An 11,925-nucleotide genomic window follows, 5' to 3' on the forward strand; every position below is an offset into this window, starting at 1 on the left:
GTGTAGGGCACCAACAGGCGCCGTACCGGGGCTTGTCCGGTACGGCGCCGTAGGCGAATGTCACACCTTGAGGTACTTGCGGAGCGCAAAGAACGCCGCGAGAGCGGGCATGAGCAGGCCAATCGCCAGCACCAGTGGCAGCTTCGCCAGCACCGCGTCCCAGCCGATGAAGTTGATCACATCGATCTTGTCCACCAGCCAGTTGTTGACCAGGAAGTACTGCCCGCTCACCAGCAGTACACAGGCGAAGCCCGCGCCCAGCAGCCCCGCGATGGCGGCCTCCATGATGAACGGCATCTGGATGTAGAAGCTGGACGCGCCGACCAGTCGCATGATCCCGGTTTCCCGGCGGCGGCTGAACGCCGACACCCGCACCGTGTTGACGATCAGCATCAGTGCGACGATCAGCATCAGCGTCATCACGCCGAGCGCCGCGAAGTTCATGCCGTTTAGGAGATTGAACAAGTCGTCGACCAGGGCCTTTTGGTCCTGGACCTCCTGCACTCCGGGCCGGGCGGCGAATGCCGTGGAGATGACGTCATAGCGCTCGGGGTCCTTCAGCTTGATGCGGAAGGACTCCTGCATCTGGTCCGGGGTCAGGGAGTCGGCCAGCGGCGAGTCGCCGAACTGCTCCTTGTAGTGCTTGTACGCCTCCTCACTGGTCTCGAAGTGCACCGACTCGACGATGTTCATCTGCTTGAGCTCGGACTCGATCTCCTGCTTCTGCGCCTCGGTGACCGCGCCCTTGGCGCAGTTGGCCGAGGTCTCCTTGTCATTCTTATTGCAGAGGAAGATCGAGACGTTGACCTTGTCGTACCAGTAGCCCTTCATCGTGCTCACCTGCTCGCGCATGAGCAGGGACCCGCCGAACAGGGCGAGCGAGAGGGCCACGGAGACGATGACCGCGAAAGTCATCGTGAGATTGCGGCGGAGACCGACGCCGATCTCCGACAGGACGAACTGGGCGCGCATGGCGTCCTTTCAGTGCTGGTAGCCGTAGACGCCGCGGGACTGGTCGCGGACGAGGCGGCCCTTCTCAAGTTCGATCACGCGCTTGCGCATCTGGTCCACGATCTGCTGGTCGTGCGTGGCCATGACGACGGTGGTGCCGGTCCGGTTGATCCGGTCCAGCAGCTTCATGATGCCGACGGAGGTCTGGGGGTCCAGGTTTCCCGTCGGCTCGTCGGCGATCAGCAGCATCGGACGGTTGACGAACGCGCGGGCGATGGCCACCCGCTGCTGTTCACCACCGGAGAGCTCGCCGGGCATACGTTCGTCCTTGCCGCCCAGCCCCACGAGATCGAGCACCTCGGGAACGGTTTTCCGAATGGCGCCGCGCGGCTTGCCGATCACCTCGAGCGCGAAGGCGACATTCTCCCCGACCGTCTTGTTGGGGAGCAGCCGGAAATCCTGGAAGACGGTCCCCAACTGGCGGCGCATCTGCGGCACCTTCCAGTTGGACAGCCGCGCGAGATCCTTCCCCAGCACATGGACCGCGCCATGGCTGGCGCGCTCCTCGCGGAGCAGCAGCCGGAGGAAAGTGGATTTTCCCGACCCCGAGGAGCCCACCAGGAAGACGAACTCGCCCTTCTCGATCTCGAGCGAGACATCCCGAAGTGCGGGACGGTTCTGCTTGGGGTAGGTCTTGGATACGTTGTCGAATCGGATCACTGGAGCACCACGGTGACCTGGGTAGCGGTACGGGCTGCAGCCGAAGCGGCTCCCGTCGGTGAGCGTGACCATACGCGAAGCGCGCATGGGCGCGCAGTCCGCCGTCCGGCGTGGGTGGGTTTCTTCACTGCACTATTGGGGTCAAACGGTTGACAAGCCGCCTGTCGGGGCGGCCGAAACGGCCACGAAACCGGTACGGATGCGGCACGGAATCGTGCGGGGCGCGCCGAACCGGACGGAAGCTGGCACAGTGGAAGGGGAACGAACCCATTTCCCTGAGCGTTGGCCCCGTGTCTACTGCGGCACCGCCGCGCGGGAGGAGAAAGCGCATGACGTACGACAGGCTCGTCTGCGCCAACTGCGCGAGCCCCGTCAGCGAGGGCCGCTGCCCGGTGTGCCGGGCCAGCAGGGAGCGCCTCCAGCAGGAGGGCATGTTCGGCGGGCTGACCCCGGCCGCGCTGATAGCGCTGCTGGTGGCGCTCATCGCGGTGGCGGTGCTCGCGCATGAGATGGCGACGGCGTAGCGGAGCGTTACGAGGCGATACGCCGGATATGGCACCCCTGAACGCACCAGGGGGCCGATAAACGCACAAGGGGCCCGGAGCGCTGCAGCGCTCCGGGCCCCTTACCGTGCGTGAGGCGCGCGATCAGGCCACGTTGTTGCGGTTCACCAGACGCGGCACAAAGCGGAAGCCGATACCACCGGCGATCATCGTCGCGGCGCCGACCAGCAGGAACGTGGTCTCGGAAGCACCGGTCTCGGCCAGCTGCTCCTTGGCCTTGCCCTGCTCCACCGGCTTGGAGCCGACATTGTCGGTGCCGGTGTTGTCGTCGCAGTTGGTGCTGTCGAGGTCCACCGTGCAGGTGCTGTCGTCGCCACCGCCGCCACCCTGGCCGGGCGAGCTCGGCTCGGCGGTCGGGCCGTCGGTGGGCTCGTCGGTCGGCTCGCCGGTCGGCGGCTGAGTGGGCTCATCCGTCGGCGGCTGGGTCGGCTCGTCCGTGGGCGGCTGAGTGGGCTCGTCCGTCGGCGGCTGAGTCGGGTCCTCGGTCGGCGGCTGAGTCGGCTCAGTCGGGATCGAGGTCGGGTCGTCGGGCGGCGTCGGCTCGTCGGTCGGGTCGTCCTTGCCGTTGCCGATGCCGACGCCGACGTCCAGACCCTTCTCGTCCGCGTTCGCGGAAACGTTCACGCCACCGATACCGACATCGACACCAACGGCCGATGCGGCGCCGGCGGCGGTGAGCGAGGCGCCGGCGGCGATCACCGCACCGGCGGCTATTCGCGCCACGCGCAGCCGCGTCTTCTTCGTCATCTGCCTGCTACCCCCAGTAGCTGTACTCGTCAATGGAGCAGCTATGCACGGGGCAACGGCTCGGGGTGTCTCAGACTCCGCGGCCCGCTATCCCTCTGAGGCGGTCCGCCGGCCCCCGTGCAACACGCGCCCCAGTCATACGCATGCCGCGCGTCAGCCTTCCCAGTTTTCAAACCACCGTCAAGGCCATTGCACGCGAGATGTCCGCTATGGAAGTGCTTGCCGGATGCATGGGTACACGACTGTGACCAAAAACGCGGCGCACGCGGCCCGTTGGGACGACGAGCGGGAAGGTTACTTCCCCTGCTCCTGCTGCTTGCGCCAGCGGATCCCCGCTTCGAGGAAACCGTCCAGCTCACCGTCGAGCACGGCCTGCGGATTGCCGACCTCGAATTCGGTGCGCAGATCCTTGACCATCTGGTACGGGTGCAGGACGTACGAACGCATCTGGTTGCCCCAGGAATTGCCGCCGTCGCCCTTGAGCGCGTCCATCTTGGCCTGCTCCTCCTGGCGGCGCCGCTCGAGCAGCTTGGCCTGGAGGACGTTCATCGCGGTGGCCTTGTTCTGGATCTGCGAGCGCTCGTTCTGACACGAGACGACGATGCCGGTGGGGATGTGGGTCAACCGCACCGCGGAGTCGGTGGTGTTGACGCCCTGGCCGCCGGGGCCGGAGGAGCGGTAGACATCCACGCGCAGCTCGGACTCGTCGATCTCGATGTGGTCGGTCTGCTCGACGACCGGCAGCACCTCGACGCCCGCGAAGGAGGTCTGGCGGCGGCCCTGGTTGTCGAACGGCGAGATCCGCACCAGGCGGTGAGTGCCCTGCTCGACCGAGAGCGTCCCGTAGGCGTACGGGATCTGCACGGCGAAGGTGGTCGACTTGATGCCCGCCTCCTCCGCGTACGACGTCTCATAGATCTCGGTCTTGTAGCCGTGGCGCTCGGCCCAGCGCAGATACATCCGCTGGAGCTGCTCGGCGAAGTCGGCGGCGTCCACCCCGCCCGCCTCGGCGCGGATGTTCACGACCGCCTCACGGGCGTCGTACTCGCCGGACAGGAGGGTGCGCACCTCCATCTCGTCGACCGCCTTGCGGACGGCCTCCAGCTCGGCCTCGGCCTCGGCGCGGGCGTCGTCGTCGCCCTCGTCGGCGGCGAGCTCGAACAGCACCTCGAGATCGTCGATCCGGCCGCGCAGCTCCTCGGCCCGGCGCAGGTGCCCCTGGAGATAGGAGAGCTTGCTGGTGACCTTCTGCGCGTTCTCCGGGTCGTCCCACAGGGACGGGGCCGCCGCCTGCTCCTCGAGCACGGCGATGTCGGCCCTCATCCTGTCGAGGTCCAGGACGGCCTCGATCGACCCCATGGTCGAGGAGAGGGACTTCAGCTCTTCGGATACATCGACGACTGCCACGGGACCAGCGTAACCGCTGCGGAAGACTGACCGTCCCCGGTCATGGCGTACCGGGGTCCTGGGAGGCGGAGTGCTCGCCGCCCTTGGGCGGATCGCCGCCGTCGTCGCCGCTCGCCGCCAGCCATCCGCCGAGCCCCACGGCGACCAGCGCGGCCAGGGTGACCGCGGCCACCTTCAGCCGACGGCGGCGCAGCGCGCCCGCGACCGCGGGGTTGCGGGCCGAGCCCGCCCGGCGCTGGCCGTGCACCCGGGGGGCGCGCGCGGTGCCGTGGGCGCCGCCCGCGAGCTCGTCCGCGCTGGGCACCCGCATGCTGGTGTGGGTCTCCCGGCTGGAGTCCGGCACCGCGCCCGGGACCAGCGGCACCGCGCCGCGCCGCCGCGGGGGCGTATGCGGCGCGGGCCCGGAGGCGGGGACGGAGACGCCGCGGTGCGGAGTCTCGGCCTCCGCACCCTCCCGCTCGCCGCCCTCCTGCTGCTCATCGGGCTCGTCGATGTCCAGCGGCGGGTATCCGGCCAGGCCGGGCAGCAGCTCGCGCAGCCGGGCGGCCAGCTCGGAGGCGCGCAGCCGGGAGGCGGGCGCCTTGGCCAGGCACTGGAGGAGCAGCTGCCACAGCTCGTCGGGGATCCCGGGCAGCGGCGCCACGGTCTCGGTCACATGGCGGCGCAGGATCGCGCCCGGATGGCCACCGCCGAAGGGCGTGAAGCCGGCCAGCATCTCGTACAGGACCGTCGCCAGGGCGTAGACATCCACGCTGGCCCGGGGCGGCAGCCCCTCGACGATCTCGGGGGCGAGATAGTCCGGGGTGCCGATCACGCTGCGCGGGTTCGGCGAGCGGCCCTGGGAGGAAGCCCGGTCGCGGGCGGGCTGGGCGCGGATCGGGGTCGGCTCGTCGACCAGCCGGGCGATGCCGAAGTCGGTGAGCAGGGCGGGGTGCGCACCGCCGGGGCCGAGCGGCCCCTGCATGTCCAGCAGCACGTTCTCCGGCTTGACGTCGCGGTGGACGACCCCGGCGGCGTGCGCGGCGGCCAGCGCGTCGGCGACGTCGGTCGCGATCGCGACGGCGGCCTCGGGGGCGAGCCTGCGCTCGCGGTCGAGGCGGGTACGCAGATCCGTACCGCGGATCAGGTCCATGACCAGCGCGAGGTCATTGCCGTCGACCACCAGGTCGCGCACCCCGACCACCCGGGGGTGGTCGAGGCCGAGCAGTGCGGTGCGCTCCTGGACGAAGCGCTCCACGAGCTCCTGGTCGGAGGAGAGGTCCTCACGCAGGAGCTTGATGGCGACGGGTCCCTCGGGCCCGTCGCCCAGCCACACCGCGCCGGCGCTGCCGCGCCCCAGGAGCTGATGCGCGGTGTACCGACTGCCGATCTTCCGTGACAAGACTGCTCCGAATCCTCACGAACAAGGGGGGCACGTTGGCGACAAAGCTACGCGGCTACTGGCGCGTTGGGGGCACCAGACAACGCCAACTGTCACTTCTGCGGCGGAAAACACCCTTCGGATGTCGACAAATCACCGGAGCGGGAGGTGCGGAGGCGGAGGTATGCGGAGGTATGGGGACGGATCAGCTGCTGGGCCCCAGGGGGCCGATCAGCTGTCGGGACCGCTCGGGCCGCCGAGGTCCTCGATCCACTGGCCGATGTCCTTGGCCCAGCCCGAGACCGCGTCCCAGTAGCCCTTGCCGTCGGCGATCCAGTCCTTGAGCGGGCTCAGCTCCCAGACCAGCCAGGAACCGATGATCAGGACCACGATCACGAACAGACAGCCCTTGAGGCACCCCAGGCCCGGGATCTTCATCCGGTTGGGGTTGGAGCTCCGCTGCCGGGGCTCGCGACGCGGCTCCGGCTGCTGCGGCGGCGGGGCGTAGCGCTGCGGCTGGGGCTGCTGGGGGTGGTGCGGCGCCGGGGCGTACTGCTGCGGCTGCTGCTGGGCGTACGGCGGCGGCTGCTGGCGGCCCCGCCGGCGCTGGGGCGGCTGCTGGGGCTGCTGGTATTGCTGCGGCTGCTGGTATTGCTGCTGCTGGTACTGCTGCTGTGGCGCGGGGCGGTGGGGGCGGCGGCGCAGCGGGTCCTCGGTCGGGTCGAGGTACTGGACCTGGGTCTGCTCATTGCGGTCGCGGGCCGCGCGCATTTGGTTCTGCCAGGGGTGCGGATCGTCCTGGCCGGGCCCACCGGGCGGTACGGGCGGCATGGCGCGCGTCGGGTCGGCGCCCCCGGCCGGTCCGGAGCCGCTGGGCAGCACCTGGGTGGGGTCGGCGTTGGCCCCGGCGTTCGCGCCTGTGGTGGGCATCACGTTGGTGGGCGCGGCGGGGTCGTACGAGGGGGTGCCGCCCGGGGCGTTCGTGGGGAGCGCCTGGGTCGGGTCGGCCGCGCCCGCGGGCGCGGTGTCCGGGACCGGGGCGGGCGCCGGGTCCGGGGCGAGCAGCGCGGCGACGCCGAGCGCCGCCTCGGCCTGCGCGGCCGAGGCGTGCACCCCGACACCGGCGGCGACCACGCGCAGCGCCCGGCCCAGGCTCTCGGCGCTCGGGCGCTCCTCGGGCCGCTTGCGCAGACAGCGCTCTATGACGGTCCACAGCGGCTCGGGCACGGTCGAGGGGCGGCGCGGCTCCTCGCTGAGGTGGCGGTGGAGCACCTCGAGAGCGGTGTTGCCGGCGAACGGCGGACGGCCGGTGACCAGTTCGTAGAGCATGATGCCCGCGCCGTAGATGTCCACCGCGGAGGTCTGCGGGCGGCCCTCGGCGGACTCCGGCGCCACATAGGCGGGGGTGCCGACGAACTCCTGGGTGCGGGTGAGGCCGGGCGAGTCGGCGAGGCGCGCGATGCCGAAGTCGGTCAGCATCGGGTGCATCTCCTGGCCCTCGCCGGTGCCCGCGAGCAGCACGTTGGCGGGCTTCAGATCGCGGTGCACCACGCCGTCGGCGTGGCTGGCGGCGAGCGCGTCGGCGATCTGGGCGGTGAGGAGGGATGCGGCCACGGGGGTGAACGGGCCGTTGCTGCGCAGGTAGTTGTGCAGGTCCGGGCCGTCGATCAGATCCATGACCAGGGCCAGCAGATCACCCTCGACCACCAGGTCGCGGGTGCGGACGATGTTGGGGTGGGTGAGCCTGAGCAGCACCGAGCGCTCGCGGAGAAAGCGCATGACGATGTCCGCGTCGTTCGCGAGCTCCTCCTTGAGGACCTTGATCGCGACGGTCTCGCCGGGCTGCCCGGCCACGGCCGCCTCGGCCCCCGCCGTCTCCCGCTGGCTGGCCCGCCAGACGGTGCCCGTGGCTCCGCGCCCGAGCGGCTCCTCGAGCAGGTATTTGCTGCCTACCGGCCGCACGTCATGCGCTCCCTGATCGTGGTCTTACATCGGTGGACTGCGATGGTCTGCTGGGTGGGTCTGCTCTGGTGCTCGTCTTGTCGTACTCGTCCGCACCACTGTAATGGCGACGCACGGTGCGCCCTATCCGATCACCACACGAGGGTCCGGCGCAGGGATCGGGAACGGGGTCCGGCGCGGGGGAAGACGTGTGATCCGGACGGATGGTTGCCAACGGTGGTCCCGGTCGCTCGTTGACCGCTCAATCGACGCTCAAACGGGCGCGATCGGGCGCGGAGGGGCGGCTTCCGTCACCTCAAGGGCGGCTCAAGGGCGGCCGTTCCGGTCGCAATCAGCCAGTTTCGGCCGACTAGCCGACCAATCAAGATCATGTAGCGCCGGGCGGCGGGCGAAGTGTCGGTGGCAGGTGCGAGGATGCAGGCAGCACGGAAGCGCCGAGCGCCGGGAGGCTCACGCTCCGTGACCCGTACGACCCCGTACGGACCTGTACGTGCCGAAGGGCCTGGGGGCGGTGGTGGGGGTCGGCACCCCTGCCCGGCCCCCCGGACAGAAGGGACCGTTGACGGCGATGCAGATTCGGCTGACCGTCCTCGGGCCGCGCAGCGCCCACCCGGGCCGTTCCGGCCACCATCCTGCGCCCGCGTCCGGGCCGCACGCCCTCGTGGGCGCGGTGGACGTCCTGGTCACCGCGCCCGTCGGCACCGCCCTCGCCGCGGTGACCAGTGGGCTGGCCGACGCGGTCGCCGCGGCCGGGTACGAGGCGGGGGGCGCCGGCGGCGGGAGCGGCGGCGCGGTGGTGCTGTACGCGGGGGGCGAGCGGCTGGACCCGCAGCGCTGTGCGCTCGGCGAGCCGCCGCTGGTGGACGGCGCGGTGCTCTCCCTGCACGGCCCCGCCGACCCCGACTCCGACCACTACCCCGGCTACCCCGGCCTGCCCGAGACCGCCGTCACCGACGCCACGGTCCACCTGGACGTGGTCGCGGGGCCCGACGCGGGCGGCGTCCATCTGCTGCATGGCGGCCAGGTCCGCATCGGCCGCTCCGCCGACGCCGACGTCCCCCTGGACGACCCCGATGTCTCCCGGCTGCACTGCGCGGTCACGGTCGCCGAGGACGGCCGCGTGACCATCGCCGACCTCGGCTCGACCAACGGCACCGCCGCCGACGGCGTCCCCGTGGGCCCCCAGCCGGTGCCCCTGGAGCCCGGGGCGCTGCTGCGGATCGGCGAGTCCGCCCTGCGGCTGCGCGTCCCCTCCGCGGCACCGGCGATGCCCTCGGCCCCCACCCGCCTCCCCGTCCGGGCGGACGGCGAGGGCCACCTCCGCGTCATCCCCGCCGGTGACCACCCCACCCACGCCAAGGCCCCCTGGACCGGCGCCCCCCAACCGGCCGCCCCCACCCACACCACCCAGGGCCCCTGGGCCCCTCCCACCCGCCACCCCGGCACGGGCTGGACGAGGGTGGGCCAGCCTGGTGACGAGTCTCACGCGGCCCACGAGAGGGCTGGTGCCCACGGGGATGCCGACGGCTGGGGCCCGGACGCGGCCGCGGCCCCCGGACCGCGCGGCGGCGCGGCCGGACGTGGCCGGGGCCCGCAGGCCCCCTCGGCCCCCGGCGCCCAGCCGTACGAGGACCCGTCCATCGCCCGCACCCGACGCAGTGAGCGCGCCCCCGGGACCGGAGCCGCCGGACAGGGCCCAGCGGGGCAGCCCGCGCGACCCGACCAGGGCCGACCCGGCGCGGGCGGCAGCGCGCATCCGGGCCACGGCTCACGCCCGACCGGCAGCCGCCGCTCGGACGCCCCCCAGGACCACCGGCCCGCACCCCGTGGAACCGCCGGCGACCCGGCGAGTCACGGCGACGCCCGGCGCGGCGGTCAGCCGTACGGCCGAGGACGCGGCCTGGAGGGCCCGCAGGGGCCCTCCGCCGACGCGGGCCACAGCGCGGCGTCGTACGACGGCCGGTCCGCCGCTCCCGAACCGCGCACCCCCTACCCCGGCGGTCAACCGGGCCCCGGGGAGCGTACGCATGGCGGGGGCTATGCGCTGGATGCGCCTGGGGCGCAGGCTCGGCGGCGGGGGATAGGGGCCTGGGTGCGGCAGTTGGCCGGGGGGAAGGCGGCCGAGCGGGATGGGGTGCGGGAGGACCAGGGCGCGGCGGCGCGGGCGGCCGCGGAGGCGGAGTCGTTGCAGCGGCGGTGGCCGGATCCGGCCACCATGCTGATGACGGCGCTGGGGCCGGGCTCGCGCCTCTGGGAGCGCGCCCCCGGGCATCCGGACGCGCTCACCGTACGGCTCGGCTCGGCCGACCAGCTGACGGCCGACGGCGGGCCGCTGCCCGCCGCGCCCGTGACCGTCGATCTGCGGCAGTGCGGTTCGCTGGGGCTCGCGGGCCCGCGGACGCGGGTGGCGGGGCTCGCCCGGTCCGTCGTGGCGCAGCTGGCGGCCCTGCACTCACCGGCCGCGCTGGAGATCGTGCTGATCAGCGGCGAGGAGCGGCTCGCGGAGTGGTCGTGGCTCGGCTGGCTGCCGCAGGTCCAGCCGTTGCGCGGGCAGGACTGCCGGTTGCTGCTCGCGTACGACGTGGAGCAGGCCGCGGCCCGTACGGAGGAGCTGACCCGACGGCTGGAGGACGGGCCGCTGGGTCCGGGCTGGGCGAGCGCCTCCCCGGCCGCCGCGCGGTCTGTCGCCGCACGCCACTTCGGGCCGTACACCGTGGTGGTCGTGGACGGCGCCCCCGGTCCGGGCGCGCTGCACGACACGCTCGCCCGGCTGGCGGTGAGCGGTTCCGCGGCCGGAATCCATCTGCTCTGTCTGGCGGAGGCGCCCGCCGCGTCGCCCACCTCCCCGCTGCCCATGAGCTATGAGGCCGCGCGCTCCGCGTCCGCCGCCTTCGCGGCGTGCGGGGTGGCGGCGGTGCTGAGCGGTGATGTGGCCACGGGGCTCCAGATCGTCCACGGGGACGGGACCGGGACCGGCACGAGTGGGGTCAGCGGGATCACGGGCGCGACCGGCGCGACCGGCGCCACCGGCGCCACCGGCGCCACCGTGGACGCGGTGTCGGCGGCGTGGGCCGAGCGGTTCGCGCGGGCGCTCGCGCCCCTGCGCCCGGCCGCCTCCGCGCAGGACGGCGCGTTCGGCGGCTCCGACGGCCCGCCGACCGTCCCGCTGCCGGACTCGGCGCGGCTGCTGGACGAGTTGGGGCTGGCGCGGGCCACGCCCGCGTCCCTGCTGGCCCGTTGGGCGGCCGCGGCGGACGAGGTCCCGGCGGGCGGCCGGGCGCTGGCCGTCCTCGGCGCCGGTCCGCGCGGCCCGCTCGCGGTCGATCTGGCCGCCGAGGAGGGTCCGCACGCACTGATCGACGGCGCGGCGGGCACCGGAAAGACGGAGCTGCTGCGCTCGTTCGCCGCCTCGCTCGCGGCCGCCGAACGGCCGGACCGGCTCGAGCTCATCCTGGTCGATGGGGATGGGGCCGGAGCGGGCGAGGGGCTGCGCGTGTGCACGGATCTGCCGCATGTCTCGACGCATCTGTCGGCCACCGACCCGGTACGCATGCGGGAGTTCGCGCAGGCCCTCAGCTCGGAGCTCAAGCGCCGCGCCGAACTGCTGGGCCACCAGGACTTCACGGATTGGCACGCCCGGCCCCACCACCCCGGCGAGGGTGAGAGCGGCGGCGACAGCGGCGACGACGCGGGTCCGGGCAGCACCTCGGGCGGCGCCAGGGGCGCCAACACGGGCGCGTCCGGCCCTGGCGCGCCGGGTGCGGCCAGTGGGCCTGGTACACGCCGTACATCCGGTGCGCCCGGTGCAGCCGGTACGTCCGGTGCAGCCGGTGCGCCTGGTGCCGGTACGCCCGGTTCATCCGGCGCACCGGGCGCCGGTTCGTCCGGTGCGCCAGGTGCGGCCCGTTCAGGCGGTGCCCCCGGCACAGCCGGTGCGTCCGGCGCATCCGGCGTGTCCGGCGCCGGTTCGTCCGGGGCGCCGGGTGGAGCCGGTGTACCCCGCGCAACTGGTGCGCCCGGTTCGTCCGGCGCACCCGGCGCCGGTACGCGCGGTTCGTCCGGTGCCGGTACGCGCGGTGCACCCGGTGCCGGTACGCCCGGTTCATCCGGCGCACCCGGTGCCGGTTCGTCCGGTGCGCCAGGTGCGGCCCGTTCAGGCGGTGCCCCCGGCACAGCCGGTGCGTCCGGCGCATCCGGCGTGTCCGGCGCCGGTTC

General features: G+C 72.9%; 8 protein-coding genes. 2 read left to right on the plus strand and 6 right to left on the minus strand.

Translation table 11 applies throughout. The features are described 5' to 3' along the window. Positions 1-60: 60 nt before the first annotated feature. Together ftsX and ftsE are read right to left on the minus strand one after the other, a co-directional pair. Positions 61-972: a permease-like cell division protein FtsX gene (ftsX, locus tag J2Z30_RS13880; RefSeq protein WP_020870885.1), complete on the minus strand. Its 912-nt coding sequence runs from the start codon at positions 970-972 to the stop codon at positions 61-63. Positions 973-981: 9 nt separating this feature from the next. Further along, a complete protein-coding gene (gene ftsE / locus J2Z30_RS13885) occupies positions 982-1,671 on the minus strand; it encodes a cell division ATP-binding protein FtsE (protein ID WP_044574465.1) in 690 nt (229 codons plus the stop codon). 329 nt (positions 1,672-2,000) lie between these two features. On the opposite strand from ftsE, the gene J2Z30_RS13890 reads away from it, so the two are divergent. Further along, on the plus strand, positions 2,001-2,195 hold the full coding sequence (locus J2Z30_RS13890; protein WP_020870883.1) for a hypothetical protein: 195 nt from the start codon (positions 2,001-2,003) through the stop codon (positions 2,193-2,195). 123 nt (positions 2,196-2,318) lie between these two features. On the opposite strand, the gene J2Z30_RS13895 is transcribed toward J2Z30_RS13890, so the two are convergent. The 4 genes from J2Z30_RS13895 to J2Z30_RS13910 form a co-directional block, all read right to left on the minus strand. Then, on the minus strand, positions 2,319-2,981 hold the full coding sequence (locus J2Z30_RS13895; protein ID WP_044574463.1) for a PT domain-containing protein: 663 nt from the start codon (positions 2,979-2,981) through the stop codon (positions 2,319-2,321). A gap of 294 nt (positions 2,982-3,275) precedes the next feature. Then, the gene (gene prfB / locus J2Z30_RS13900) at positions 3,276-4,388 is read right to left on the minus strand and encodes a peptide chain release factor 2 (protein WP_044574462.1); all 1,113 of its coding nucleotides are present in this window, start codon (positions 4,386-4,388) and stop codon (positions 3,276-3,278) included. Between the two features lie 40 nt (positions 4,389-4,428). Beyond that, complete coding sequence (locus J2Z30_RS13905) at positions 4,429-5,769, minus strand: serine/threonine-protein kinase (RefSeq protein ID WP_044574460.1); 1,341 nt, start codon at positions 5,767-5,769, stop codon at positions 4,429-4,431. Between the two features lie 210 nt (positions 5,770-5,979). Then, a complete protein-coding gene (locus J2Z30_RS13910) occupies positions 5,980-7,710 on the minus strand; it encodes a serine/threonine-protein kinase (protein WP_044574457.1) in 1,731 nt (576 codons plus the stop codon). Positions 7,711-8,278: 568 nt separating this feature from the next. Here J2Z30_RS13910 and J2Z30_RS13915 point away from each other — a divergent pair. After that, the coding region (locus tag J2Z30_RS13915) for an FHA domain-containing protein (protein WP_245387935.1) at positions 8,279-11,925 on the plus strand (3,647 nt) is incomplete at its 3' end.

It is taken from the genome of Streptomyces iranensis, from assembly GCF_017874715.1.
In the GTDB taxonomy this organism is placed as follows: domain Bacteria; phylum Actinomycetota; class Actinomycetes; order Streptomycetales; family Streptomycetaceae; genus Streptomyces; species Streptomyces iranensis.

Bases quoted from the DNA above. Each gene is read 5' to 3' on its own strand.
- ftsX (WP_020870885.1), bottom strand. From the start codon at position 972: ATGCGCGCCCAGTTCGTCCTGTCGGAGATCGGCGTCGGTCTCCGCCGC.
- J2Z30_RS13890 (WP_020870883.1), top strand. From the start codon at position 2,001: ATGACGTACGACAGGCTCGTCTGCGCCAACTGCGCGAGCCCCGTCAGC.
- J2Z30_RS13895 (WP_044574463.1), bottom strand. From the start codon at position 2,981: ATGACGAAGAAGACGCGGCTGCGCGTGGCGCGAATAGCCGCCGGTGCG.